The organism is Lysinibacillus sp. SGAir0095 (genome assembly GCF_005491425.1).
In the GTDB taxonomy this organism is placed as follows: domain Bacteria; phylum Bacillota; class Bacilli; order Bacillales_A; family Planococcaceae; genus Ureibacillus.
On record NZ_CP028083.1, the window covers coordinates 607,594 to 634,417 of the forward strand.

The following is a 26,824-nucleotide window of genomic DNA, read 5'->3' on the forward strand; positions in this document are numbered from 1 at the left end:
AAAAAGAGCAATTACAGTAAAAAGTAGTTGCTCTCTTTTAATAGACAGTGACCCCATTTTATCAATCCCTATGTGTTACACTTACCATCAAGAGGTGATTATCGGTATGCAACAATTACAATTTGAAGCATCTTGGGACAAAGCTTTGGCTGCTAAGGACCGACTAAATATAGAAAAAATTTTTGATGAAACTAAACACCAGGATTATTCCGGTGTTCTTTGTACCCCTATAAGAGAAGCCATCAACCATGAAGAGGCATTACTTGTGACTGTATTGGTCCATAATTTTACGGACGATCCGCTCCGGATAAACAACACAAGATTACTTTACAGCATTCATGGAGAGGCTATTGCTGACGAGGTTTTCACTCTACCTGCACTTACGATTCCGCCCAAGATGAGTATGCCCTGGACATTTATTTTTACAAAGGGTAGTTATAAACCACAATCTTCTTTTAAGGATGGGCAATTAGAAATCCTGTAAATCTTACAATATGGATTAGAGGATTTGTTTAAAATGGGAGAATATTATTAAATAATAAATTGAATATTCGTAAGAACTGATATATTCTTTTAATACTATTAACTATTAAAGTGAGGCAGTAAGATGCATCCCATCTATGATGATTCATCAGCTTTATTTGCAATATACAAATCCCTTTTTGAATCAAATCCTGACCCTTGCTATGCTTTAGATAGAAACGGAAAGTTTATTATTATCAATAAAATGGCGAGGGACTTAACAGGATATACAAATGATGAGTTTTCTGAATTTTATTTTGCGGAGATATTGGCAGATGAATACAGAAAGACCATGAGTGAAACGTTCGCAGATGTATTAGCCAATGGAACAAGAAAAAGCTTCGATGTTTCAATTAAACATAAAACAGGTAAAATAATTGAATTGTACGGAACCTCAGTACCTATCATTGTGGAAAATCAGATTGTAGGTGTTGCGGGCATCGTAAAAGATATGACCCATAAAAATCAGATGCAAAGAGAGTTAGAGAAAACAAAATTCGAATTAGAAAGCGTATTCAATAACATCGATATCTGTGTATGGTCAAGTGATTATAAACATGAAAAGCTTTTTCAAATCTCTTCAGCATGTAAGAAAATATACGGCTACTCTCAGGAGGAGTTTATAAAAAATCCGAATCTCTGGCTGGAAGTTATTCATCCGGATGATCTTTCTGACGTTGTGAAGATGCAACCTAAGTTAGCTGAGGGGAAGACCCTTAATCTAGAATATCGTATAATTGATGCCCGCCAAAATGTAAAATGGGTGTCGAACTATACAACGCCTATCTTCGACGAATCAGGAAAGATTATAAGGCTTAATGGAATCGTTGCAGATATTCAACAACGACGTAAAGCAGAAGAACAACTTGAATTTATGGCTTTCAATGATGAACTCACGCAACTACCGAACCGCAGGCGTTTTGAACAGCTTTTAAATGAATCAATTTTGAATGCTAAAGAAATGGGAACCAAAATGGCAGTGCTATTTTTTGATCTTGATCAATTCAAATGGATTAATGATACACTAGGTCATACCATAGGGGATAAAGTATTAAAGATAATAGCTGGGCGGTTGAGGGATTTTATAGGAGAAGAAGGCATTGTTTCAAGAGTGGGTGGGGATGAATTTATCATCCTATTACCTGATATTGAAGAATCTAAATTAGTGGAAGAAAAAGCTCAAAACTTAATTGATGAGATGGTTCAACCTATTATTTTAGGGGAAAGAAGTTATATCTTGACTGCAAGTATTGGAATAAGTATGTTCCCGGATGATACAAGTGAGGCAGAAAAGCTGATAATATATGCAGATCAGGCGCTGAATGCGGCGAAAAAAGATGGTAAAAACACCTATAAAGTGTATCATACTGACTTTTCAGAGGGAATAGTCAGAAAATTGGATATCTTACAGGCGCTGCGACAAGCGATAAAAACCAATGATTCTTTAACATTAAACTATCAGCCGATTGTTGATGCGCGTGAAAACAGAATTGTGGGCTTCGAGGCACTTCTAAGATGGCATGATCCAGCATTAGGCGTTCTTTCTCCTGCAGAATTCATTCCGATAGCAGAAGAATCGGGCCTTATTATTCCTCTTGGTGAGTGGGTTATCAAAGAGGCTTGTACGAAATTTAATGAATTATACAAGAGTAGTGAGTACTCGCCGTATCTATCTGTAAATGTATCTACAAGACAATTTGACAATGAGCAATTCGTTACCAAGCTATTAAAGATTCTAGAGGAGACGAATTTTAATCCTGAATATCTTAAAATAGAATTAACGGAAAGCATTATGATGAAAGATGTAGAGAATATTATTGAAAAGCTAAATCAACTAAGAGCATTAGGAGTTGGCGTATTTCTTGATGATTTTGGAACAGGTTATTCTTCACTCAGCTATCTGGGGATACTACCAATTAATACCCTTAAAATCGATCAATCCTTTATACAAAATATCAATGGTAAATGTCAGGAGGCCATTGTACGTACGATTATCTCGATGGCTGACAGTTTAGAAAAAGGAATAATAGCTGAAGGTGTTGAGGAAGAGCACCAATTAGCATATTTGCATGGACTTGGCTGTCATCAGATCCAGGGCTATATCTTCGGAAAACCGGTACCTTTTGAGAAAATTCCTGAAATATTAAAAAATCTCTCATAAAAGATAACTATCTTATAGAACTCTAAAAGTGGCGGGTGCATGAAAAGTGCAGTCGCCACTTTTTTTGTTAAAGAAGGATTTATAAAGATTGAAAGAGAAGTTCTAAATATTGGATAATTAGATTCCTAGGAGGGGGATTTGGTGGAATATACATTAGTTAAGAAGAATTTTAAAGTAGTGGGTATTAAAGGGAATGGAGCCTTTGAAAATTTTTCCGAGGAAGTCCCGGCATTAGCGAGGCAAGTACTGAGTCGGTCAAACGAAATAGCTAATCATTTGGGGATAGAAGTAGCGCTATTCGAACCTAAAAGGGAAAGTGCTCATCTAGTAGGGGAATATATTGTAGGGTTACTTGTAAATGATGCCTTAAGCGCAGTACCTGACGGAATGGAGTTTGTTGAAATAAATCAACAGTTTGTCTCTGCTAGAGATAAAGTATCGAATATTAGTAGCCTTCACTCAAATTTATTGAAATGGGGGGACGAAAAAGGGTATACGAGAAACCTAGAGTCGTATATTGTAGAGACATATCACCCGATTGAAGAAGCGGAGGAAGAAGTACAGATCTATTTGCCGATTTTTTAGAACTTGGTACTTGGTGTAGCACTTTGGATTGAACTATTGATTGCTCAGCCAATACGGATAGTTTCCTTTAAAAAATGCACGAAAGACAGACATCCCAACAAGAGAACTGAAATTGTAGCATCTGGATTTGTGTTATAAACAAAGGCAGATGCTTTCCATTGTTTAATGGATTGTACATGACATAAAGGAACGATAGAAATATCGAGTGAACTGGGAAAAGGTAGTACGCTCCTTGCTAATATACCCCAAAACATGTGATAGGTTATTTAGCGTTGATCCCGAGAAAAAGGGATCAACGCTTTTTTGTTGAAGTTATTGGGCGGACGAGTTATCAGATCATAATCACAGCTTACTTCTTACTATCATGTGGGGAATTTTAGTGAAACAAATCATACATTAAAAGAAATAATAGGTTTGACGGAGCCAAAAGACATGATGCCGATTAAAATTATGCTTAAACGATTTTTAAGTGAGCCATTGTGGTTTAAATTAATATCTCTACAGCCTTACTAAATTGAGTTGCAGCTGTATTCTTTTTGGCTACGGTATTAAAATGATTTTATATCCTTGGCATCTATGTGATCTCTTCTAGCTATCCTCGAATTTTATTGGTGACATAACTTTGAATGATAGTATCATGGTATAGCGTATCCTTTAATTTTTTGAAGTTTAAGAATACCGGAGCAAAGTAGAAAAGGAGATGTTGAAATGGCATTTGGTGTAGCGATTTTCATCTTAATTGTAGGATTGGTATTAGCTTTTTACTTTACGTTAGGTAAGTCGATTAAAAGGAAATTTATCATTTGGGGCATAACAACAATGTTTGCCATAGCCCCTTTTTTCACATGGTTAGTCAGTATCAGCTTTGCCATTATGGTCGGAGATGGATTTGCTGGAATCGGTTTAATGCTGATTATGTTTCCGATTATACTTTTGATCGGGATTGTTCTGCTTTTAGTAGGGATTTTTATTAAACCTAAACAGCTGCAACTAAAAGAGCTTTAATTCGTTGGAATCAGCATTACCTGTTTTACTCTTTCACACGGTCAAACAAGTTAATTTTTAACGGTAGAGAAATTAAACAATTTCATGATATATTATTTAAATATACTTTATATAGAGGTTGGACTAACCAATGTCTAGCTACAGCGGCTAGCCTCTCGCGTCACTTCAATTCCACATAAGAAGACAAAAAGCGCCTTCATATGTGGAATCTCCAGTGCGTGTCGAGTCTGAACGAGCCGCTTACGCTTTTCTTGTCTAGCTACAGCGGCTAGCCTCTCGCGTCACTTCAATTCCACATAAGAAGACAAAAAGCGCCTTCTTATGTGGAATTTCCAGTGCGTGTCGAGTCTGAACGAGCCGCTTTCGCTTTTCTTGTCTAGCTACAGCGGCTAGCCTCTCGCGTCACTTCAATTCCACATAAGAAGACAAAAAGCGCCTTCTTATGTGGAATCTCCAGTGATTGTCGAGTCTGAACGAGCCGCTTTCGCTTTTCTTGCTATCAGGGATATCCTGCAAATATAAATGATAGGTGGACAAATATGAATTATCGAATTTTATTATATTATCATTACACAACAATTGAAGATCCTACCCATTTTGCGGCAGAACACTTGCAAGCATGTAAGGAGCTAAACCTAATGGGGCGTATTATTGTTGCATCTGAGGGCATAAACGGAACGGTATCAGGTACGATGGAAGAGACAAATGCTTATATGAATATGATGAAGAGTCATCCGCTATTTGAAGGGATTGTTTTCAAAATCGATGAGGCAGATGGGCATGCTTTCAAGAAGATGCGTGTACGTCCGCGTCCAGAGCTTGTAAATTTAAGCTTGGAAGATGATATTAACCCCCATGAAATAACGGGACGCTACTTAACTCCGGTTGAATTCATGGAAGAAATGCAAAGAGAAGACACGGTTGTCCTTGATGTACGTAACACGTATGAGTACGATGTAGGTCACTTTCGAGGAGCAATACGTCCAGAAGTAGAAACATTCCGTGATACACCGGCATGGATACGTGCGAACAAAGAGATATTTGAAGGAAAGCGAGTACTTACATACTGTACAGGCGGCATTCGCTGCGAAAAATTCTCTGGCTGGTTAAAGGCTGAAGGTATTGGCGAGGATGTTGGCCAGTTGCATGGTGGAATTGCAACTTATAGTAAAGACCCGGTGGCAAAGGGTCAGCTTTGGGACGGGCAAATGTATGTATTTGATGAGCGGATTACAGTGCCGATTAACCAAGTAGAGCATGTAGTTGTTGGGAAGGATTATTATGATGGCACTCCGTGTGAGCGTTACGTGAAGTGTGCCAACCCTGAATGCAATAAACATATTTTAGCATCAGAAGAAAATGAAGCGAAACATCTTGGTGGCTGTACGCTTGAGTGTACAAAACATCCTCACAACCGCTATATTGTAAAGCATAATTTATCAGAAGAACATGTACGAGCGGTCATTTCGGAATTGGAAAAGAACCAACAGCATAGCTAATAAAACCAGGAGTATGAATCACGGATTCATACTCTTTTCCATATGCTAAAGTGGGCGAGTTAGGGAGTGAACTGTAAGTTGGGTATGGTAGATAGTTGTATAAATGCATTATAGATAAAAAAAACACTTAGCAGAACAAAACATCTAGAGGAAGTACATTCTTAAGATATTCCTTTGTAAGTAGGATGCCTAATTCCACCCCTCTAAATATCAATCAGATTTCGAAAACTTAATATTATTTTAGAATCATGTCTATTTTGTGAAAAATCGCAACTCTTGTCGAAAAGGTAGCTTTTAGTATTGTTTCTACGGGTCTTTTCATGCTACGCTTGTTAAGAAATCGAAATAATTTTAGGGTAAAAAGAACGGGAAATTGCTCTTGAAAATGCAGATTTGCGTATTTTTATTCGAATAGGATTTTTTGGGCTTTAGTTGTGAAATGAAGGAGATAGAAAATGAGTTGGTTAAGGGATAAAGTAAATTTAAAGTGGATCATTATGATTTTCATTATCGGTCTCCTGTACTTTTTTGCGAATGCATTAAATTTTTTACTGTTAACATTTATTATCACATATTTAGCCTATACGATATTTGTAAAGGTACTACATATCTTACCTGAGCCATTAAAACGGCCGAAACTATTATTAATGCTCATGTATTTGCTCATTTTAGCTGTCGTTGGCACAACGGGATATCGTTATTTACCTTCTGCCATGCACCAATTGTCTGCAATCATTGTTCAAAGCTCTTCCTTCAATATTGAGTTGTACCGGGACATCATTCCCGAAAAAATTTATGGTTTTATACTGAACCTTGATATGGAAGGGATTTTAAAGGATATTGGTGGAACCATTCTAGATAAAATAGGGGATATCAGTACATTTTTATTGGAAGCATTTATGGCACTGTTATTAAGCTTCTTCTTTATTTTAGAGATTGATAAAATCAAAATTTTTTGTAAGTCCTTTAAAACCAATCAAACAGAAAAAGTTTATAACCAAGTTGTTCTTTTTGGGAATAGTTTTTTAAATACTTTTGGTCTAGCTATTAAAGTACAAATTATGATTTCAACCATAAACACTGTATTAACAGTTATTGGTTTATTAATACTAGGGTTTCCAAATATCTTAGGATTAGCAATCATGATTTTCTTCTTGGGCTTGATGCCTGTTATTGGGGTAGTCATCTCACTCATCCCGCTTTCAATCATCGCTTTCCAAATCGGTGGATTTATATATGTAATCTACATCTTCGGAATTGTGATGATTATCCATGCGATTGAATCCTATATCTTAAACCCAAAACTCTACTCTATCACAATGAAATTACCGATTTTCTTTACGTTCATGGTTTTGATGGTGGGGGAATTATTATTCGGTGCATGGGGATTAGTCATAGGAATCCCATTATTTGTCTTTATTGTTGAAATGATTAAAGGCTCAACAGATTTAAAACCCATTTTAAAGAAATAAAATGTTTACAGAGGGACGTTAATCCATTAGGATTGCGTTCCTTTTTAATTTATATGGGAGCTTTTCTTCATAAAAGCTTAAAATAAACCATCATAATGTTTGTAATTAAATGGTAAAATATAAAAATACATATTTAAGGAGTTGATCAGCTTGGTAAATGCTGCAGAAAAGAGTGGTAAGAGAATTCTTGTAACACTTGGGTGGCTATCAGTAGTATTGTTAACATGTAACTTAATGGCACCGTTACTCATGTTTATCCCCATATGCATTGGAATCGTATTAAGACGTGACTATGAAGCGGATTCTCAAGGTCTGGCACTAATAGTTTCGGGAATAGTAAGCGGGATTTTAGGGTGGATGATCGGAATGTATCTTGTGAGTTTCCTATAATAAAACATAGCAAATTAAAAGTCGTTTATAAAAGAAAACGACTTTTTAGTTTGCTTTAGTCATGCAATCTAATTAAACGGTGAAATTGCGCTTATTGTCCATTCATCTTTAAACAGAAAAACCCCTCATCCTCAACCCACTCGGCATACAATGCGTCTTCAAACCTGGTGATATCTCTTTTTTTTAGCTGATTAAGAAGCCATTCTTCATCGTGTCCAGATTCTCTTAGGTTATCTAGAACCACTTTGCCGTCACTTATTAATGTAATTGGGAGATACACAGGCTTTTGTTTTAAGCTCAAATCTTCAAGCGTAGGCGATTCATATTTTGGCTTCCGCAGTACACTGATTTGTCCATTAGGCTCTAAAATCAAATAATCAACTTCTCTAATGGAGAAAATATCTTTTTGCTGTCTAAGCATTTGTTGCAATTGGTCAATATCCAAGTGATTGTGTTTTAACTGCTGTCGATCAATTTTTCCTTGTTTAATGAGGATAGATGGATTGCCTTCAAAGGTTCTTCGTATTCCTCTGTACTTTTGTGTCAATTTTTCAACTGTATAAATTAAGATGGTCCATAAAATTAGGGCGTATAGTATCGACCAGATTTTTACGTGAGAATCATACACACTGTTTCCAACTAATTCTCCTAGGACTATGGCCGAGATAAAATCGAAGGGAGTTAGTTGGGAAATCTGTGTCTTTCCTAAAATCTTGGTAGCAATTAATAATGCGATAAATCCAAAAATAAGTTCGACTGTTGTTTGTCCTAAATGTAACACATCTGTTTCACCTCTTAAATAAAGCATTTCTTACGAGTATAGCCAACAAAACCTTTAGAAAAACGATTTTTAATGGAATAACCAATGGAAATCAAAATTACTCAATGACTTTATGCCTAAACTTAACGCCAGCGTAATGAAATGGATAATAGACAACAATCCAAATTCTGTACTTTTGATTTAAACTCAAGCTCTAAACCATCTGGATTGTAATTGATTTTTAAGTCGGATGTGATGCCAACTGAATGGATTAGACGCTCCACCTCTTGAGTATTGGAATGTTGGGCAACGTCCATTAATCTTGCACCAAATTCTTTTGATGAAGCTAATTTATCAAGAACCAAACTGGCTTCTTTCATAAGCTTATTCGATTGTTTGGCAGATTCGTATAAAAGCTCAGGATCTACAGGTGGATACGGGGATCCATTTGGTGGTTGTTGATTTTGCCTACGTTGCTGAGGCAAGCCATTGTGTTGTGCAATATATTGCGAATAGTTCGGATGCATTGGATTAGAATGCTGAGCCCCTTGATGATATATAGGACTATGATTAACCATTGAAGCTCTGACAATAGGCTGAGCCGCAATTTGGTTATAAGGCGATGGATGGTAGCGGGGCTGATAATAATAATACAAAATAGACACCTCCTAAGTGGTTCATACAACTAACTATCCTTAGAATATGGGTACTCTTCCTTTAAGAGTAGGTAGGTGACTAGATAAAGCAATTCTCATTGCTTGCTTGAAAGTCTACTGTAAAAATTATCAAGCTACTTATTTATTTACAAGTACCTAAGCTTCATGTATTATCTGAACGTAACTCAAGATATAATGGGTGTATTCTCAATGTCTTGGAAAAAAGAGAAGTAAAACAAAGAAGGATAGAAATCCATGAACATATCAGGAAAAGTAGTAACCAGTACAATAGCAGTAGTAGCAGTTGTAAATCTTGTCTATTTTTTTTCACTAACAAATTCCGTTTCTATAACGGGTTTATTTTTCACTATATTAATAATATTCTTTTCCTGGGATTTTGGTAGAAAGTATGATACAACGATTAAACTTTATGACTCGATAAAAGTTGTCAATGAAAAATTACAAAAAGAGAAATTAGAGTTAACGATTAAATACGAGGATTATGAGCAATTTTTTACTAGTTTTGATGAAGCGATATTTTTTTCTTATAACTATAATAATCATCAAGCCATGTTTTCAAAAGGGATAGAAAAATTAATCGGCTATACTCAAACTGAATTCAATAATAATAAAGATATATTAAAGCAAATCGTTCATAACGAAGATTTTCTTGAATTCAATAAAGCTCTAAGAGAGTTGAAACATGGGAAACCTGTTCGAAAAGAATTGAAGATTATTCATCCTAAAATCGGAGAGAAGTGGGTTCTATTTAAAGCCCAGCCCTTTAGAAATATGGATGGTATGCTGGAGAAAATCAATGGTCAGTTTGAGGATATAACGAGACAGAAAGAACTAGAGTTAGAACTGCAGCGAATGGCGTTCTTCGATGAGTTAACAGACATACCGAATCGAAAGATGTTAGACAGACAAATTCAAAAAGCACTCGTTCGTTCAAAGCGTCATCAGCATAATTTTTCGATTATGTTTATTGATCTTGATGATTTTAAAAAGGTTAATGATACGCTGGGACATGATGCGGGTGATCAACTGTTAATCGATGTGGTTTCAAGAATAAATCAATGTATAAGAGAAGAAGACCTGATTTCTCGAATTGGCGGTGATGAATTTATCGTAATGTTCGAAGAAACGGGTAAAGACGAAATCGAACAAATAGCAGAACGAATTATTAAGTACGTTGCCGAGCCTTATAAAATCAACGATTATAGTGCAAACATTTCCTTAAGCATTGGGATTAGCATGTATCCGAATGATGGAGAAGACAAAGAAAAGTTGATAAAAGCAGCAGATAAAGCGATGTATTATGCTAAAAATAATGGGAAAAATAACTATCAAATTTACACGGAAGACCTAAATGATGTAGAGATCAATGATAAAGGCATTTTTAATAAATGGATGGAAGTGTTATGAATTCCATATTAATAAAAACAAATAAGCAATAAAAGAGCATTAAAAAGAACCCCAATACTCAAATTCATGTTACAGTTAGAGAGAAAATTTTAAAGATGATTAGGAGAACAAAATGATTGAGGTAAAAACCTCTCCATTAAGTGATGGAGAATTTAACAGAGGCGTATTTGCTAAACAGGATATTAAAAAGGGTGAGCTTTTTCATGAGGCACCTGTTATCGCCTATCCCAACGAGCAGCATGAACACATTGAAAAAACTTTACTAGCTGACTACGCTTTTGAGTATGGGATTAATCATACGGCGATGCTTCTTGGCTATGGCATGTTGTTCAACCATTCTTATGAACCAAATGCTATCTATGAAATCAATTTTGACAATCATACTTTTGATTTCTTTGCTTATACAGATATAAAAGCTGGAGAGGAAATTCTCATTAATTATAATGGGGATGTCGATGACAAAGATCCATTATGGTTTAACAAGGAATAAGGTAAACCTTTTTAAAGTAAGATAAATAGGGATAGTAGGAGTCAAGCTTCTATTAAAGTGCGTTAATCTAAAGTAGATTGACGCATTTTTTTATGTAAAATTCTGGTTTATTCAATCTCTTTAAGGGTATCATTTCCATAATAGGAGCTATATAGGAATTGATAAGAAGGTCTTCTTATATTTTTACGCTTACAAAATATAGAAATAAGAATGTATGGTGATATTCATTTCTGATTTTTTGGTAGATAATTATATTAAAATTGATTCGATATAATAGTTATATGTTGCGTTGGGTTGAAAAATAAAAGTTGGAGGGAATTAATATGGGAAAAGTAGCGATGTCTTTGGTAGATTTAAAGGTTGAAATTGAAGCTCTACAGAATCGTATGATCGATATTGGATTATCAAAAGGGTTGACTCATCCAGATACCGTTAAATGTAGTCAAGAATTAGATGTAGTCCTAAATTACTTCCAACAAATTAACTCACAACAAAATACTTATGTTTCGTAACTAATTGCCAGTCTTTTTTGAAGATAAAATGAAAGATGTCTCAAAAGAGTACTTCAAGACATCTTCATTTCATTTAAATTCCATAAAATCTTTTTGTATTTTCATATAAAATTTTCCTTGTTTCTTCAACAGAGCGTTGTTGAAGACGGGCAATTTTTTCAATTGATTGAACCATCATTTTTGGTTCTGTTCGTATATTGGTAAAAGGTCCTTCAAAGGGCCAGGGTCCATCTGTTTCTACCATCATTAATTCAATAGGGTATTTACAAATAAGTTGTTGAATTTCATCCTCATATAAACAATCAGGCGTAGTTGAAATAAAATAGCCATTTTCTATCATCCGCTTTAATACTTTATCATCGCCCTTAAACCAATGAAAATGAGCTTTGGTCACTTGATGCTTTTCAAGTAAATCACATGCAATATGTGCATCTTCATATACGGCATGGAGAACAATAGGTTTCTTCCATTTAACAGCAAACGCTATAAATCGCTCTAGTAACTGAATATAAGGTTCATAGTCTAAAGGTTCTTGACACTCTACTTTCTTATAATAAGGTAATCCGACTTCACCAACTGCCACCATATCGTCTACATGCTCTTCCATCCATGAAAATAACTGCTCGATTTCCTCAAATGAAGGAATGTCCTGCTCGGGATGAAAACCGAAAGCTGATTTTATGCGGTTATCTACTAGAGAAAGGCCATGATTTCTGATGCAAGAGGCCAAGTCAAAGGACACAGCCACCAAAGCTTCCACATGATGTACCCTAAGCCCGTTTAATATCTCATCAATATCTTTCTCTTCATAATGGTCAAGGTGGATATGTGCATCAATCATCATTGGTGATTTCCTCCTTCATGTACTTGAAAATTTGTCGCTTTAATTGGAAGAATTCATTTGCTTCGAGTAAACGCTCATCTCTTGGACGTGAAAAGGGGACAATGATTTCTGCTTTTACATGTGCCGGCCTTTTGGATAAGACATAGATACGGTCTGCTAAAAATAATGCTTCCTCAATACTATGAGTAATAAACAAAATAGATTTTCGGTTTTCTTCCCAAACAGAAAGCAGCCATTTTTGCATCTTGATTCGCGTAAATTCATCTAATGCTGAAAATGGTTCATCTAAACAAAGAAGGCTTTGTTTGCTGAGCAACGCTCGAATAAATGCGATTCGTTGCTTCATCCCTCCGGATAATTCACTTGGATAGGAGGATTCAAACTCTGATAATCCAGCCTTTTCAAGCAACTGTTTTGCTTCCTCATAATCTGGTTTTTCCTTCAACTCTGCTGCTAGTACTACATTTTCTAGCACTGTACGCCATGGGAATAGGGAGGGGTGCTGAGGCATGTAACTAATCGAGCCCTTTTTTCCATTTATCGTTTCACCGTTCAGCTGAATCGTTCCATAATCAGGAGTTAGAAGACCACCAATGAGCTGAAGAAGTGTGCTTTTTCCACTGCCGGAAGGTCCAAGAATGGCAACAAATTCATGGGTTTTCACCTGCAAATTCATTTTTTCTAGTACTGGTAGATGTCCAAAGGCCATGTTCAATTCAGTTATTGTAAGACTCATTTTATTCCCTCATTTCGTCCCTTAACTACTAGTTTTTCCATAAGACGGATTACCCCGAATAAGCAAATACTTAATAACATGATAAAGCCTATTGCAACGAATACGCGATCAATGCGAAATGACGATTGAGCAAGTGTCATATAAACGCCAATCCCTTTTTTGGCACCAAGCCACTCTGAAATTACAGCGCCCATTACACTGTATGTGGCTGCGATTTTTAAACCAGAAAAAATGGAGGGAAGGGCATGTGGAAGCTCCAGTTTCCAAAAGATTTGTTTATTTGTTGCCCCAACCATCCTCATATAATGCTTTAGCTCAGGTGCTGTTTGCCTAAAACCATCCATGCTTGCTACAACAATGGGGAAGAAGCAAACAAGACTAATGATAATAAGCTTAGGGAATAGACCAAAGCCAAACCAAATAATAAGTAACGGGGCCAACACGATCGTCGGGATATTTTGCGATAAAATCAAAAGTGGATAAAGGACTTCATTTACTTTTGGCAATCGATGGAGAATAGTGGAAATGGAAATTCCGACACTGCAGCCAATAACCAGACCAATAATCGATAAATAAATGGTAGCAAGTAAATGCCCATAAAAATCACTAAAGAAAGTAGTAGCCTCTATAATAACATCGCTTGGAGCAGGCAATAGCCATTTTGGTGTCTCTGTTATTCGTATGAGCAGCTCCCAAAGCAGAAATAAAAAGAGGAGGAAGAAAAGCGACCTTCCTCCATGCATACCCATCTTTTGCATTAATGATATTTCTCCGTTAATGTCTCCATCGAAATTCCAGTTGGTTGGTACAAAATTTTCATCTGAGTAATTACATTGACACTACCTAATTCAATCATTTTTTCATTCATTTTTTTTATGATAAGTAAAAGCTCTGAAAGTTCCCCCTCCATTGTTGTCTCTAAGGGCTGAACTTTATATTTCACACCAGCTGCATCGATAATTGCGATTGCTGCATCAACAAATGGGATTACATCTTCAAGTTCTTTTGTTTTTGGAATGATTTGTACACTAATTAATGAATTTGCCATTTTTATTCTCCTTTTTCCGGTAGGAATTCATTTGTAAATGCTGTTTCAGGGGTAAATTCACCTTCTAAAACACCGTTTTCTTTCATCCAATCCGCATAATTTTGCCAAACTTCAAGTTTTTGCTCGCCAAAGCGCGGTGCATCATCCTGATATTTGTCTGCAAGCCATTTTTGACTTTCTAGTACAAGCTCAGTATCTAATTCAGGAGCTGCTTTAGAAAGGATAGCTGCTGCATCCTCCGGGTTTTTAATTGCAAATTGATATCCTTGAGAGGCTGCCGTTACAAAGGCTTTCACCGTTTCCGTTTTTTCTTCAATCATATTTTCGTTTGTTGCAAGGACTGGAGTATAGTAATCCAGTTTTTCACTATAGTCTGTTAAATACACCATATTGATGTCTTCTCCCCGAAGTTCAGCTTCAATGCCTGTCCACGCGTAATAAATCCAAGCAAAATCAATTCCTTGATTAGCCATTGTGAAAAAGTCGGCATTACCCGAATTGACGATATCTAGCTTATCGATATCTGCTTTTTCAGTGTTCATTAGTGTTTCCAACACGGCTTGTTCGATAGGGGAGCCCCAACCGCCATATACTCGATTTTCAAAATCCTTTGGCGAATCAATATTTTTGTCTGCTGGTGAGGCAAAACCGGATGTATTGTGCTGAATCACAGCTGCAATGGATACGATAGGGACATCCTGTGTTCGAGCGAGCGTAATCGATTCTTGGTAGCTTACACCAAATTCTGCTTTACCTGAAGCTACAAGCTGATCGGCACCTGCATCACCTGGTTGAATGATTTCAACTTCTAAACCTTGTTCTTCAAAATAGCCATTTTCTTTGGCGACATAAAGTCCAGTGTGGTTCGTGTTAGGTGTCCAATCCAACACAACGGTTACTTTTTCTAAATTTTCCTTCGGTTGCTCGTTAGAAGCGTTCGAGTCTGTTTCTGTTTCGTTCGATTGGCAGCCAACAAGCGCGAAAACTGCCATCATTACTAAGATGTAAAGTCTTTTCATGGGAATCCTCCAATAGAATGAATTAATCCATAAAAAGAAGAAATAAAAAACGCCCAGGATCAAAATCATCCCAGACGTAACCAACATTCATTTCAACATGAAAGAAAATCAAATTGAAGCCAATGTTCCCTACGCTGGTGTTAACCAAATCAGGTTCAAAGGGTTAGTATCATACGGATACAGTCTCAGCTGGCTAAACCAGCCCCCCTACATTCTTCTTGATATGAACTTACATTTCCTATTTTAGACATAATTGTGATAAAAGTTCAATATTATTCTAAAATATGATAGAGAATAATAGAATTGGCGGCAAACTTCTAGCGTCAGCCCGAACATAATTAGAATTCTAAGTGTTGACCATGTTACAGGAATAGAAGAGTTTTGATATAATTAAAAAAGAGAATCTATAGCTTAAAAAGAAATAACTTAGGAGAGAAAAACAGTGCCAATAGCTATCATTATATTAGTACTCGCCATCGTATTGGCAGTTTATATTAGTCGCAACAAGGCCACGAAAAAAAAGCTTTTAATATGGGGTGTAGCGGCCATCGTTGCCATCGCACCTTTACTGTCTTGGATTGCGGGGATTTTATTTGGGATGGATGAAGGGGACGGTTTTGTAGGATTTACAGTGATGATCTATAGCTTTGTTTTACTGGAAGTTATCGGATTTGTTCTTGTATATCTCGGCATTTTTAAGAGAATGAGAAGATAAGTGTTTCTACAAGTTTAGAAGCACTTTTTCTTTTGCAAATCTTTGTGAAAGATTTTATTGTAATCCGGTGTAAATAGAATTAACATGAATTTAAAACTTGGAAGAGGAGATTTTATGACACTAGAAATTACATTTCGCGACGCCACATTAGAAGATTTACCGAAAATTGTAGAGATTTATAATTCAACGATTTCAGGCAGAATGGTCACAGCAGACACTGAGCCGGTAACGGTTGAAGATCGATTGAAGTGGTTCCATGAGCATACCCCTTCTAAAAGACCTCTATGGGTAGTGGAAACAAGTGGGGAAATCTGTGGATGGGTTAGCCTTCAAGACTTTTATGGAAGACCTGCCTATCAAGCAACTGCAGAGGTTAGCATTTACCTAGATGAAAATTTTAGAGGACATGGCCTTGGAAAAACAGTATTATCCAAAGTAATAGAGGTCGCGCCAAGCTGTGGAGTTGAGACTTTACTAGGTTTCATCTTTGGCCATAACGAACCAAGTCTTCGCTTATTTGAAAAATTTGGCTTCGATAGATGGGCGCATCTCCCGGAAGTGGCTACTTTGGACGGAGTAAAAAGAGATTTAGTAATTTTGGGAAAGAAACTATAAAATTAAATAAAGTACTATATTTCAATTAAAAAGAGTTGTCTCAAACTACATATGAGGCAACTCCTTTTTTTGTTGAACAAATAGCAGAAGAAATTTCTTTGGAAAACTAATGTAATTTGTAGTTAACTTTTTGTATGGTTCAACATACAATATGTATAACAAACTTTACATGATGTAAAATGAAGTATACATGGGAGGTGAAGAGATGACCTATCAAGAAAAGAAGAGCATCGTATCATTGATTAGTGCCATCCTTATTTTTGTATCCTATTGCTTGTATATGTACCCGCGTTACCCTGAAGAGGGTCTGGAGTCGATGGAAACCTTTCATTATTGGAGTTCTTTCGTACTTATTCTGACAGTGTTTTCAATCGTGGCACATATTATCATCAGTATTCTTTTTAATATTGTCTTTAGAATGACAACAAAAGAGAGGGAACCAAAATTTGCAGATGAACTGGATAAGTTAATCGAATTAAAAGCGTTCCGGAATTCATTTTTTGTGTTTATCTTAGGCTTTATTCTTGCCATGGGTTCACTGATTATCTATCAGCCATTACAGGTGATGTTTGTTATCCTAATTGCTTCTGGATTCATATCTGATGTAACTGGATCTGCTACAAAACTATATCACTATAGGAGAGGAGTATAAGATGGGCAAAAATCTTGTCGGCAATCACATACGAAAATTACGATTCAACCATGACGAAATGACACAGCAGCAATTGGCTGACAAGGTGGGTGTAACAAGGCAAACAATCGTGTCTCTCGAAAAGGGAAATTACTCGCCATCTCTAGAACTGGCATTTCGTATTGCTAAATCCTTTAATTTACCATTGGAAGAAGTATTCTTCTATGAAGAGGAAACAAAGTAGAAGAACTTTGATTGATAGGGTTTACCGTTTTGATTTTATTCGACAAAGGGGATAATAGATGAGTTCAGATAAGAAAACGGCAAAAATTGTAGGAGTTCTGTTTTTACTTGCAGCCATTACGGCGGTAATTGGTCTTAATTTATATGATCCTATATTAAATGGAACAGACTATCTAAATAGAGGCACCGAACATGCAAACCAGGTAATACTAGGTGCAATTATGGAGTTGATTCTTGTGGTTTCAGTAGTTGGTACTGCAACAACAATGTTTCCTATTTTAAGAAAGTATAATGAAACCATAGCTCTTTGGCATGTTTGTTTTAGGTTCCTTGAAGCTGTTATCATCACTGTGGGGATAATAAGCGTTCTTTCACTATTGACGATAAGTCGGGAATTTGTTGCAGGTGGATCTCAGAATGCTGCCTACTATCTAGCTTCAGGGACTCTTTTAAAAGCGATACATGACTGGACATTTTTACTTGGCCCTCTTTTCATGCTTGGTATAAACACAATAATGTACAGTTATATATTTTACAAGACTAAGCTGGTACCTAGATTCATATCAACGCTGGGTATAACAGGAGCAATACTAGTTTTCATTTGTGCTTTCTTAGTCATGTACGGTGTATTTCCACAAGTTTCACTATGGGGTGGAATTTTTGCGTTACCAGCCATTTGGCTTATCGTTAAAGGGTTCAATAAATCTGCTATTGCTTCCATATCTGTTCAATCAGAACACGACCAGATAGCATAAACCTTTTAAAGATAGCCAAGGATATAAAGCTCACTAGCGAAAATTTGTTTTATGGCAGGCTATAAAAACGGTGATTTTTTAGGGGAAAATGCGCCTCCAATTGTTAGTTACATCTAACATTGGAGGTGCATTTTTATATTCGTCAATTTCCCTCTGAAGGAGAAATAAATAGAGAGCAGCTGAAGTTTTTTGCGTAATATCCAACTCTAATTTTATATGTACATAATAGTCGGAAAATTTGGTATACTGATAAACGATTCCCTTTCTTTGGAAATATAGTAGTTTTATAGAAACAATATTAATAGGAGGTTATCTATGTGGAAGCTGTTAAAGAATGATTTGATTATAGAAAAAACAAATAAGAAAAATATAATTGCTTGTATCGTAGTGGCAATATTCGTTTTTGGACTATTTTATTATGTGAAAGTTGAAAATTCACAAAAACTTATAGATGAAAAGGCAAGTGAATATCAATCTGTCGCATCAGCCCTGACAAAGTTTCAAACGGCAGATGCCATGGATTACGGGAATGGGAGCGATTTGTATTATAACTTGCTCCAACAGCAACGCCATGTTGTGAATCAAAGTATGGCTCTAAAAATAGACCGTCCACAGTTATATTTGGATACGGGTATTAAGCTGGCAGAGTTAAGAGCAAATGCTTTTGAATTAGAAGGCTATGAAAAGGTTGCGACGAATCTTCCGACAAAAACAGAGAATCAATTGGATTCCATACTCTATGAATTCATGGACAAAACAGGAATCTTGGTCTCACAGGAGGCGTTGTCCTTCTTTCCATTTCTCGTAAATCTATTTATGATGCTAGGTTCTTTTTGGTTTATTTTTATCAGTATTTTTTCATGTGGAATTTTAATTGAAGAGTTTCGTCATACTTCATTAATAAAAGGATATCCTGTTTCCTTTGATCAATATGTGCTGGCAAAATCTACTTCAGCAATGCTCATTGTCTGTATTTTTATAGTAGAAATAATTATTTGTAGTTTGCCCTTCATCTACTTTTATGGGGTAGGGAACCCAAAGTATCCGATTGCTATTTATGATGGCAGTTTCAAAGTAATCACAACTTTCGAATACATAGGAATTGCCTTAGTCTATATGATTTTTATATCGATTTTTACCATTTTGTTATCCGTTATTCTAAATGTGATATTAAGAAATATGTATTTAACTTTGTTTGTTCAATTGCTGTTGTTTATTGCTCCTTCTTTATTTCCAGCGTTAGTTAGCCTTGTTCCATTTAATCCATTTAACTATATGAACTTTACTAATCTATTAAATGGACAAAGCCTCGAGCTTGCAAAGCCAATCGGATTAGAAATAAGCCATGGGTTAATCTATCTCGGAGTCAGTATTGTGCTGATGCTGATTGCTGTAAAGCTATTCTTTACTACTGGAAAACTAAAAAAAGTATAGGAGGGGAACTATGCGAGCCTATTTTAAGTTTGAATTTATTCAATTTTTGTTCAATAAGAAGAATATCGCCATCTATGTCATTCTACTGTTTTTTGCATGCTTCTACGCATTGAAAATTGCGCCATCCTATGACCCGATTGAGAAGGTTGATAGAGATGAGATTGAAGCAAGATTCCTAACAAGGGAAGATTTTCTTAACAACGTAGTCATTGATGAGAATACATATCCTTTAACACAATTTGCTGCTGCCATTTTTCCTGAATGGAATGAATATGATCAACAACGGTTGGATGCCTTAGATGACAATGATATGAAGAAGTACGCAGAGGCAACTTATAAGTGGTATGAGTACTCGGATTTTATGATTTTTAGAAATGGGAAGGGGTTTCTTTATTACAATTCCCGTTATTATACTGCAGGAAACCTGTATGCAACTGAAGATGGACATTATGCCTATATGTATTCTGCTAGTCGTTTTAAAGGTTATGCCGATGGAAGTTCTGATCTATCGATAAATGTTTTCGAGGAAAGGACGGCTTTGCAAACATTGCAACGGCTACTCCATGGATATTTACCTTTGATTCTTTTAATCGGTTGTATTCTCTTTACTGCTGATATCGTATTAAAAGATAAACGGAATCCAACGTTAATAAAGGGGTTCCCCATATCAATCTGGAGTAGGCTTCTTGTAAAAGGTGGGGTTGCTTTAATAGGGAGCATCCTAACTGTTATCCCATTGTCTGTTGGGTTCTTCCTAATAGCAATTCAAAATGGGTTAGGTGATTTTAATTTACCGGTACCGATTTTTAGTTATGAGGCAAAAGCCTTTACGTCGATTGCAATGGGAGAATATCTATTCCAGAATGCCTTATTAATTCTTTTTTGGTTTGTTTTGTTGATTTCTTTGCTATTGCTGGTAAGTGTTCTCGTTAGAAATGAGTTTGCTAATTTAGTAGTAGGATGTGTCGTGGTTTTTGCCGAATTTTATTATTATGTGAGAGGGCTTGGGTTTGTAAAGGATATACAATGGTACCCATCGAGCTATGTTCAGGTTGGGCAGATCATTGCAGGGTATCGTGAGTATCTCAATAATTCGGTAGCGCTAACACTGGCAAATGGTCTTCTTGTGATGTCTTTATGTACAGTCATTTGTCTCCTTATCACATTCATAGTTAGTAATCATAGAAGGTTTAAGTTATTTTGATGAAACAGGAGGAAGCGGTATGATTGAGCTAAAAAATATAGGTGTAAATTTTTCAGGTAGAGATATTTTAAAAGAGGTTTCAATCACTTTCCACCCTGGAGAAATTATCGGTCTAGTGGCTCCCAATGGAACAGGAAAATCTACGCTGATGAATGTCATCATGAACTATCTTCGACCAACTACTGGGAAAGTGCTTGTTAATAATGAACTGGAGTATACAACGAAAAAGAATGAAGTGAAAATTCACAAGCTCGTTTCGATGATGCCAGATCAGAGTGATTTATATAATCATCTTTCTGGGAAGCAGCATCTTAAAATTTATTCTTCCATGTGGAAAAGCAACCCGGCATTGATTGAGAGCACGATTACAGCACTTGGAATGGAATCATATATCAATAAAAAAACTGGGACCTATTCATTGGGGATGCGTCAGAGACTTTGCTTTGCTATGCAAATTGTGTCAGATACGCAAATCATGCTAATGGATGAAGTAATGAATGGCTTAGATCCTACGCAAGTAGAAATTATTTCGCAAATCCTGGTAAAGAAAAAAGCGGAAGGAAAAACGATTATCATTGCTTCTCACTTACTGGAAAATTTGGAGAAATACGCAGATCGTATTTTCTTTGTGAAAAATGCGAAGCTAGATTTAATTGAGGATATCTATAAGGACTTAGGAATCAACGGAAATATTGTGATTCGTGTAACAGAGGGGACGCCGGAGTTAAATGAAAAACTATCGCAAGCCTTCCCAGAACTGAATACCCAATTGCTGGCCAGTGGCGTAACACTAATTGACTTTCCCAATAATGATTCTGGAAAATTGGAAAGTATTTCAGCTTTCCTAAGTGAACATCATAAACAAGAATTTAGTGTAGGAAAAATGACGCTTGGCGATCTTTATTCAAAATATTATCACGAATAGGGAGACCTCAGACAGGTTTCAACAGTAATTAAGAGATACTAAAAAAATCGATTTGGCACAATAATTGTGAGCAAATCGATTCTTTATTTTAGAAGTGGAAAATTGTCCACGAGATTTGAGATTGTGGAAAAACATTTGGGAAAGGCGAAAAAATTGTCCACGAGAAGTGGGATCGTGGACAAATATCTGGAAAAGATGAAAAAATTATCTGCGATAAGGATCCTCGTGGACAAATATCTGGAAAAGACGAAAAAATTGTCTGCGAGAAGGAGCCTCGTAGACAAATATTTAAATAATATGGGAGACTTGTCCTCGCCAAACAATCTCTCGGCTATTCCAATATCAAAAGGAGCTGTACTCGAGTCTAATTGACTCCAGAACAGCTCCTTTTTAATGATTAATGGAATAGCTTTTCTACACGTTCGCAAACCTCATCAGCAGAAAGACCCGTTGCATCGATAACAGGTCCTTTAACTGTAGTGTCGCTCATGCCCATCATATTGTCATCTTGACCTGTAATTACACAAGCATCGCAATTTTTTGCATCTGCTTCACTACGAATTTGGATTACTTCATAGCCTTTTGCTTTCAAGGCTGCTTCCACGTTTGATAGTGATTGTTCTACACCAATTGTATTCGCCATAATTCTTACACCTCCCATAAGTAATGTGCCAAAACAGAAGATGAATTATTCATTCAATCTAAAAAAATAAGTTAGCTAAAAAAAGATATTACACTTTGAATCAAGTGTAATACCCTGAAGTGGTTCTAAGCTAAAAGCTGCTCAGTTTCTTTGCATGCTTTTTCTTTAAACCGCGTCTATGCATTTCGAGTTTAATAAGGGATAAGGCTTTTTTGCACTCAAAAAAATGATTTAAATCATATAACGACTGTCGTTTTTTTTGTTTATACAGTTTCTTTTCCTTCTTGTACTTCATATACAAATCGGCCAGTTCTTTATCTGTTAACTTCATTATTTTTCACCTATCTTTATATAAACAAATAGTAGTTAATTTTTTGAATTTGTCCTCGGCAATTTGTTTAAATCGCTGTGACTAATGAAATACCACCAAGCACAAATGATAAACCAAGTATAGCCAAGTGACCACCCGGCTAATACATCAGATGCAAAGTGACGTCCTTCTGTTACTCGTGAAAGGCCAATTAGTACAAAAATAATAATGGCCATAATCCAGCCTACTTGGGAAGCCTTCTTTGATTTAACCAATCGGCTAAATACAAAGGCAAGGGTCAAAAGAAATAAAATTCCATGGGTTGCATGACCAGAAGGGAAGCTAAATGTGGTGAACTGATCGACAATTTCGGGACGTGGTCGTTCAACGACACGTTTTAAAAATTGATATAATCCGTATCCAATTCCGATTGTTAGAAATACGAAAAACATTAAATTGTAATCACGGAGGCGAACCCAAATCATCACGAGAACAATGAGTGAAACGCCAAAAATCACCTTTGTCTCACCTAAATAGTGAAACCATGTGATGGAATCAATACCGAACAATAAGTCAGACGCTCTTTGGTCGAAAGCCTTGATGGCATCCGTCTCATACGTCATCCATAAAATACAGAACACAACAAAAGTAAACAGTGCAAAAATATAGTGAACTTTATTCATTGTTTCATTCCCTCTGGTTAACAATTCTCATTTGAAATTAAAACGTACCACACTTTGAAAATGGAAGGCAACTTGGAACTTAATAAAATATACCCTAAAAGGATTAATCTAATCTTAGTCGAATTGTTTTTATTATAAAGCTGATTTGAATCGAATTTTAAAATGGAGGTGAAATGTCTTGAGAATATCAACCAATGTGACATTAGAAGGAAATACCGTTAACCTAGTTCCTCTTGAGATGGGGCATATAGAAGAATTATATGAAGCCTTAAAGAATCCTGATGTATGGGAATATACATGGAGGGAAGTTAAAACAATAGAAGACCTAGAACAAATTTTATCCATAGCTATTAAACATAAAAATGACGGTACTCAAATCCCTTTTATTATAAAAGATAAATTATCAGGTGAAGTACTGGGGACTACTCGCATTGGTGACATTGATCTAGTAAATCGTAATGTGGAAATAGGCTGGACATGGCTTTCTCCTAAAGTTTGGAGAACTAGGGTAAATACAGAATGCAAATATTTGTTACTCGATTATTGCTTTGAACAACTAAAAGTTTTGCGTGTCCAATTTTCGATTAGCGGACAAAACAAGCGCTCTCAAAAAGCAGTAGAACGAATAGGCGCCATAAAGGAAGGTACATTTCGAAAACATCGAGTGAAGGCTGATGGTACCATTCACGACAATGTCTTTTACAGTATTCTTGATAGTGAATGGAATGATGTAAAAGAAAAGTTAATGGGTTTACTAGAGGAAAAATACAATGGTGGATGATAGTGGGAGTTAATTGAAATGAAAAAACCGTCTCTAGTGAAAGAGACGGTAGAAAAGATAATATTAAACATCAGTTTCCTTAACTATTGGTGTGTGTGTTTGTGATACTAAAACTTTAGCTAAGATTACAAGAATACTTACAATGGCGATCCAAACTAAAACAGAAGATGAGCTGTTCCATGATCCTCCACCAAAGAAGAGAATTTCACGAACCCCTTCAACCATAAAGCGCATAGGTAGCCATGGGTTTATCCAATCACTATAAAACTCTGGAAGCATTTCTGGGGCTAGCTGCAGTAAAGGTGCACCAAAGAACATTAATAGAGCGAATATGCCGACTCCAGCCATTCCTATCCATGCCATTACGGCAGTGATTAATAAGATAAAACTGATACAAGTGATGGATAAGAAGACAGCGACTGCATGGAAGCTTTCAAACGAATAGTCTAAAATAAACGTTGTATACCAAGTTAAGCTGTAGCCCGCTACAAACCCTAATGGGATGGCAACTAAAATTTGAATTAATCTTAACTTCAATTGATCGCCCTTCGTTTGGAAGACTCTATTTTTAGCAGCAAAGAATAACATAACTGCACTTAAAAGGCTTGCCATCCATAATGGTTGGAAAAGGGAAACAGGTGCGTTTCCTAATGTACCTGTAGGATGTAGCATCGTTGTTGTACTGCTAATTGGTGAAGTAAATAAACGTGCTTGATCTACAGTGAGTGTCATGTTATTTGAAGCCATTGCCGTTAATAGTTGTTCGCTCATCATAAGATTCATTTGTGTAACCATTCCAGTTAAAGTCTGACTTACAACATTGGCTACAGTTGCATTTTTCCCTTGGTTGATAAAAATCTCAATTTCAGGGGGAGTAGGTGTGGCGGTTTGTAAAGACCCAAACTCTTGTGAGAAATCGGCTGGAATGACAAGGGCACCATAAATATTTTGGTCAGCCATTTCTTGTTCCATATCGTCTCTAGTATTTAGAACTACCCATTTAATCATTGGCTCGTTGTCCGTTTGCATCGCTTTGGATTTTTCCTGAATTGTTGTAAGTAAGGTCTGACCCATTTCACCTGTATCTTCAACAACAAGGGCAATTGGAAGATTTTTTACTGCTTGTCGAGCAGATGGAATCTGTGTAGTCACAAAAATAAATAATAAAGCTAATACGGCTATAAAAGGGATAATGAAGAATTTGTTATTTTTCATTTTATCTTTCAAAATAATACCTCCTTAAAATTTAACATTGTGTTGATTTTCTCTCGATATTCATTATATTTTATAATCATGGGGCAAACGATAGTCAATGATGCTAGATGTGTTGAAAATTCAACATATAAGCTAATTGTGTCTAGAAAGAATAAGGAGGGGAAAAAGTGATGGAAAATAAGAAATATGAGCGTAAAACAACACAAACTAAAAATGATATTAAACAGGCGTTTATTTCTCTATTGGAGGAAAAGAATTTTCATGCAATTACAGTACGGGATATTACAAGCCATGCTCATATTAATAGGGGAACATTTTATCTCCATTATTTAGATAAGTATGATTTACTGGAAAAATGCGAGCAGGAGATTCTTCAGCAATTAGAAGAAAACGCTAGAGAAATGCTCCCTGCAAATATGAAGCAATATTTAATATCGGACGAGCCACATCCATTTATCATCAATATATTTACATATTTCCAAGAGAATGCTCCATTTTTAAAGGTAGTACTTGGACCGAATGGGGACCCATCTTTTGAGGAAAAGATAAGAAAACTTATTATCCAAAAAATGTTTAAAAACGTTTCAGATTTTAAGCGTGTTGAGGATCTGAATATGCCATTTGAAGTCATTACACAATTCATCTCATCGGCGATCGTAGGGGTAATCCGTTATTGGTTAAATTCTAATATGCAGCAATCGCCTAAGGAAATGGCTAATATCATGTTTCAAATTATGTCGAAAGGTCCGCTAGAAGCAATTGGTTTGAAAGGCTATATACTTAAAGAGTAAGGAGGAAGGTAGGGGGAATTCAATAAGGAACCACAAAATGGACTAAGTAAATCAGCGCATTGATTTACCCGTTTCATTTGGTATGGTTCCTATAGTGCTTCATTTAGTTTAGTTGTTCAATAACCATTACTAGCTTTTTGTTTTTTAATCATTATCATAGCGTAAGATGCAAAATATACTGATAAGTCCAATAAAAAGTAATAATCCTTAGACATATATTTCACGTCTAAACATATAACTGGCTATAAATTATTTAAAACACTTTCTTCTAAAACTTCTGATTTATTTCCATAAACCTTCATAATGTGATTGTCTCCCCAATTACATAAAGCGTTTAAAATGCCTTCTAAGCTTTTTCCATATTCACTTAGCTCGTATTCTACCTTTGGAGGTACTTGATTATAGACGATGCGATTAATGACGCCATCTTCTTCAAGTTCGCGGAGCTGTTGTGTCAGCATTTTTTGTGTAATGCTCGGCATTAATCGTTTCAATTCACTTGTTCGTTTCTTTCCATGAGTAAGGTGGCAAAGGATTACACATTTCCACTTACCCCCGATTACTTCTAAAGTAGCCTCAACTGATATATTGTATTTCTTTTTCTGCATATAAGTATCCTCCAATCTATGGGCACTAAAAAGTACCTATATTACTTTTTTGTATCTATATTACTTCAAAGTGCGTACTTTTATTTGTGATCTCTATATCTCATAATAACATTTGCCGGCTGATTCTTACTACACTTTCTTTTA

At 36.0% G+C, this 26,824-nt stretch carries 33 protein-coding genes and 1 riboswitch; of the genes, 21 read left to right on the top strand and 12 right to left on the bottom strand.

The annotated features are described in order from the left end of the window. Nucleotides 1-106 precede the first annotated feature (106 nt). The 7 genes from C1N55_RS03050 to C1N55_RS03080 all read left to right on the top strand — a co-directional run bounded on the left by C1N55_RS03050 (nt 107) and on the right by C1N55_RS03080 (nt 7,634). A complete protein-coding gene (locus C1N55_RS03050) occupies nt 107-484 on the top strand; it encodes an SLAP domain-containing protein (RefSeq protein WP_137727436.1) in 378 nt (125 codons plus the stop codon). 123 nt (nt 485-607) lie between these two features. Beyond that, nucleotides 608-2,683 (top strand): sensor domain-containing protein, encoded by a 2,076-nt coding sequence (locus C1N55_RS03055; RefSeq protein ID WP_137727437.1) that lies wholly within the window; start codon nt 608-610, stop codon nt 2,681-2,683. A 141-nt stretch (nt 2,684-2,824) separates the two neighbouring features. Next, nucleotides 2,825-3,268, top strand: a complete 444-nt coding sequence (locus C1N55_RS03060) for a GyrI-like domain-containing protein (RefSeq protein WP_137727438.1) — start codon at nt 2,825-2,827, stop codon at nt 3,266-3,268. A gap of 708 nt (nt 3,269-3,976) precedes the next feature. Beyond that, complete coding sequence (locus C1N55_RS03065) at nt 3,977-4,273, top strand: hypothetical protein (protein WP_137727439.1); 297 nt, start codon at nt 3,977-3,979, stop codon at nt 4,271-4,273. Between the two features lie 539 nt (nt 4,274-4,812). Beyond that, entirely contained in the window at nt 4,813-5,772 is a 960-nt protein-coding gene (locus tag C1N55_RS03070; protein WP_137727440.1) for an oxygen-dependent tRNA uridine(34) hydroxylase TrhO, read from the top strand. 455 nt (nt 5,773-6,227) lie between these two features. Next, complete coding sequence (locus tag C1N55_RS03075; protein WP_137727441.1) at nt 6,228-7,244, top strand: AI-2E family transporter; 1,017 nt, start codon at nt 6,228-6,230, stop codon at nt 7,242-7,244. A gap of 150 nt (nt 7,245-7,394) precedes the next feature. After that, nucleotides 7,395-7,634 carry a hypothetical protein gene (locus tag C1N55_RS03080; RefSeq protein ID WP_137727442.1) on the top strand — a complete coding sequence of 80 codons (240 nt, stop codon included), beginning with the start codon at nt 7,395-7,397 and terminating at the stop codon, nt 7,632-7,634. A gap of 91 nt (nt 7,635-7,725) precedes the next feature. On the opposite strand, the gene C1N55_RS03085 is transcribed toward C1N55_RS03080, so the two are convergent. Then, nucleotides 7,726-8,415 (bottom strand): DUF421 domain-containing protein, encoded by a 690-nt coding sequence (locus C1N55_RS03085; RefSeq protein WP_137727443.1) that lies wholly within the window; start codon nt 8,413-8,415, stop codon nt 7,726-7,728. A gap of 122 nt (nt 8,416-8,537) precedes the next feature. Next, nucleotides 8,538-9,050 carry a YuzC family spore coat inner layer protein gene (locus C1N55_RS03090; RefSeq protein WP_168193791.1) on the bottom strand — a complete coding sequence of 171 codons (513 nt, stop codon included), beginning with the start codon at nt 9,048-9,050 and terminating at the stop codon, nt 8,538-8,540. A gap of 255 nt (nt 9,051-9,305) precedes the next feature. Here C1N55_RS03090 and C1N55_RS03095 point away from each other — a divergent pair, with 255 nt between their 5' ends. From C1N55_RS03095 to C1N55_RS03105, 3 genes are all read left to right on the top strand, one after another. After that, nucleotides 9,306-10,478 (top strand): sensor domain-containing diguanylate cyclase, encoded by a 1,173-nt coding sequence (locus C1N55_RS03095; RefSeq protein ID WP_137727445.1) that lies wholly within the window; start codon nt 9,306-9,308, stop codon nt 10,476-10,478. 112 nt (nt 10,479-10,590) lie between these two features. Then, nucleotides 10,591-10,968, top strand: a complete 378-nt coding sequence (locus tag C1N55_RS03100) for an SET domain-containing protein (protein ID WP_137727446.1) — start codon at nt 10,591-10,593, stop codon at nt 10,966-10,968. 323 nt (nt 10,969-11,291) lie between these two features. Next, nucleotides 11,292-11,480, top strand: coding sequence for an aspartyl-phosphate phosphatase Spo0E family protein (locus tag C1N55_RS03105; protein WP_240758367.1), 189 nt, complete (start codon nt 11,292-11,294; stop codon nt 11,478-11,480). 73 nt (nt 11,481-11,553) lie between these two features. Here the strand turns inward: C1N55_RS03105 and C1N55_RS03110 are convergent, their stop codons facing one another. From C1N55_RS03110 to C1N55_RS03130, 5 genes are read right to left on the bottom strand one after another with little or no spacing between them, the layout of a single operon-like run. Then, nucleotides 11,554-12,324: a TatD family hydrolase gene (locus tag C1N55_RS03110; protein ID WP_137727447.1), complete on the bottom strand. Its 771-nt coding sequence runs from the start codon at nt 12,322-12,324 to the stop codon at nt 11,554-11,556. After that, nucleotides 12,314-13,060 (bottom strand): ABC transporter ATP-binding protein, encoded by a 747-nt coding sequence (locus C1N55_RS03115; protein WP_137727448.1) that lies wholly within the window; start codon nt 13,058-13,060, stop codon nt 12,314-12,316. The genes C1N55_RS03110 and C1N55_RS03115 overlap by 11 nt, the downstream gene beginning before the upstream one ends. Next, nucleotides 13,057-13,818, bottom strand: a complete 762-nt coding sequence (locus C1N55_RS03120; protein WP_137727449.1) for an ABC transporter permease — start codon at nt 13,816-13,818, stop codon at nt 13,057-13,059. The genes C1N55_RS03115 and C1N55_RS03120 overlap by 4 nt, the downstream gene beginning before the upstream one ends. Then, nucleotides 13,818-14,108: a thiamine-binding protein gene (locus C1N55_RS03125; protein WP_137727450.1), complete on the bottom strand. Its 291-nt coding sequence runs from the start codon at nt 14,106-14,108 to the stop codon at nt 13,818-13,820. Before C1N55_RS03125 ends, C1N55_RS03120 begins: the two co-directional genes overlap by 1 nt. A gap of 2 nt (nt 14,109-14,110) precedes the next feature. Then, entirely contained in the window at nt 14,111-15,127 is a 1,017-nt protein-coding gene (locus C1N55_RS03130; RefSeq protein WP_137727451.1) for an ABC transporter substrate-binding protein, read from the bottom strand. Between the two features lie 109 nt (nt 15,128-15,236). After that, nucleotides 15,237-15,346: riboswitch (TPP riboswitch) on the bottom strand. Between the two features lie 223 nt (nt 15,347-15,569). Between C1N55_RS03130 and C1N55_RS03135 the strand changes: the two genes are divergently transcribed. The 9 genes from C1N55_RS03135 to C1N55_RS03175 all read left to right on the top strand — a co-directional run bounded on the left by C1N55_RS03135 (nt 15,570) and on the right by C1N55_RS03175 (nt 22,021). Next, nucleotides 15,570-15,842: a hypothetical protein gene (locus tag C1N55_RS03135; protein ID WP_137727452.1), complete on the top strand. Its 273-nt coding sequence runs from the start codon at nt 15,570-15,572 to the stop codon at nt 15,840-15,842. 114 nt (nt 15,843-15,956) lie between these two features. After that, on the top strand, nt 15,957-16,457 hold the full coding sequence (locus C1N55_RS03140; protein WP_137727453.1) for a GNAT family N-acetyltransferase: 501 nt from the start codon (nt 15,957-15,959) through the stop codon (nt 16,455-16,457). A 205-nt stretch (nt 16,458-16,662) separates the two neighbouring features. Further along, complete coding sequence (locus C1N55_RS03145; protein ID WP_137727454.1) at nt 16,663-17,109, top strand: hypothetical protein; 447 nt, start codon at nt 16,663-16,665, stop codon at nt 17,107-17,109. A gap of 1 nt (nt 17,110) precedes the next feature. Continuing rightward, entirely contained in the window at nt 17,111-17,332 is a 222-nt protein-coding gene (locus C1N55_RS03150) for a helix-turn-helix transcriptional regulator (RefSeq protein WP_137727455.1), read from the top strand. Between the two features lie 58 nt (nt 17,333-17,390). Continuing rightward, the gene (locus C1N55_RS03155) at nt 17,391-18,086 is read left to right on the top strand and encodes a DUF4386 domain-containing protein (protein ID WP_137727456.1); all 696 of its coding nucleotides are present in this window, start codon (nt 17,391-17,393) and stop codon (nt 18,084-18,086) included. A gap of 315 nt (nt 18,087-18,401) precedes the next feature. Next, nucleotides 18,402-19,520, top strand: a complete 1,119-nt coding sequence (locus C1N55_RS03160) for an ABC transporter (protein WP_137727457.1) — start codon at nt 18,402-18,404, stop codon at nt 19,518-19,520. A gap of 10 nt (nt 19,521-19,530) precedes the next feature. Further along, a complete protein-coding gene (locus tag C1N55_RS03165; RefSeq protein WP_137727458.1) occupies nt 19,531-20,724 on the top strand; it encodes an ABC transporter permease in 1,194 nt (397 codons plus the stop codon). A gap of 19 nt (nt 20,725-20,743) precedes the next feature. Next, nucleotides 20,744-21,649, top strand: a complete 906-nt coding sequence (locus C1N55_RS03170; RefSeq protein ID WP_137727459.1) for an ABC transporter ATP-binding protein — start codon at nt 20,744-20,746, stop codon at nt 21,647-21,649. 123 nt (nt 21,650-21,772) lie between these two features. Continuing rightward, nucleotides 21,773-22,021, top strand: a complete 249-nt coding sequence (locus C1N55_RS03175) for a hypothetical protein (RefSeq protein WP_168193792.1) — start codon at nt 21,773-21,775, stop codon at nt 22,019-22,021. A gap of 25 nt (nt 22,022-22,046) precedes the next feature. Here the strand turns inward: C1N55_RS03175 and C1N55_RS03180 are convergent, their stop codons facing one another. The 3 genes from C1N55_RS03180 to C1N55_RS03190 form a co-directional block, all read right to left on the bottom strand. Beyond that, nucleotides 22,047-22,292, bottom strand: coding sequence for a YkuS family protein (locus C1N55_RS03180; protein WP_137727461.1), 246 nt, complete (start codon nt 22,290-22,292; stop codon nt 22,047-22,049). 130 nt (nt 22,293-22,422) lie between these two features. Then, on the bottom strand, nt 22,423-22,623 hold the full coding sequence (locus C1N55_RS03185; protein WP_137727462.1) for a hypothetical protein: 201 nt from the start codon (nt 22,621-22,623) through the stop codon (nt 22,423-22,425). A gap of 35 nt (nt 22,624-22,658) precedes the next feature. Next, nucleotides 22,659-23,285, bottom strand: coding sequence for a phosphatase PAP2 family protein (locus C1N55_RS03190; RefSeq protein ID WP_137727463.1), 627 nt, complete (start codon nt 23,283-23,285; stop codon nt 22,659-22,661). A gap of 178 nt (nt 23,286-23,463) precedes the next feature. Between C1N55_RS03190 and C1N55_RS03195 the strand changes: the two genes are divergently transcribed. Next, nucleotides 23,464-24,066 (top strand): GNAT family N-acetyltransferase, encoded by a 603-nt coding sequence (locus C1N55_RS03195; RefSeq protein WP_137727464.1) that lies wholly within the window; start codon nt 23,464-23,466, stop codon nt 24,064-24,066. A 63-nt stretch (nt 24,067-24,129) separates the two neighbouring features. On the opposite strand, the gene C1N55_RS03200 is transcribed toward C1N55_RS03195, so the two are convergent. After that, nucleotides 24,130-25,293: a YhgE/Pip domain-containing protein gene (locus C1N55_RS03200; RefSeq protein ID WP_137727465.1), complete on the bottom strand. Its 1,164-nt coding sequence runs from the start codon at nt 25,291-25,293 to the stop codon at nt 24,130-24,132. Nucleotides 25,294-25,451: 158 nt separating this feature from the next. On the opposite strand from C1N55_RS03200, the gene C1N55_RS03205 reads away from it, so the two are divergent. Further along, nucleotides 25,452-26,072 carry a TetR/AcrR family transcriptional regulator gene (locus tag C1N55_RS03205; protein WP_240758453.1) on the top strand — a complete coding sequence of 207 codons (621 nt, stop codon included), beginning with the start codon at nt 25,452-25,454 and terminating at the stop codon, nt 26,070-26,072. Nucleotides 26,073-26,314: 242 nt separating this feature from the next. Here the strand turns inward: C1N55_RS03205 and C1N55_RS03210 are convergent, their stop codons facing one another. Then, on the bottom strand, nt 26,315-26,680 hold the full coding sequence (locus tag C1N55_RS03210; protein ID WP_137727467.1) for a winged helix-turn-helix transcriptional regulator: 366 nt from the start codon (nt 26,678-26,680) through the stop codon (nt 26,315-26,317). Between the last annotated feature and the right edge of the window lie 144 nt (nt 26,681-26,824).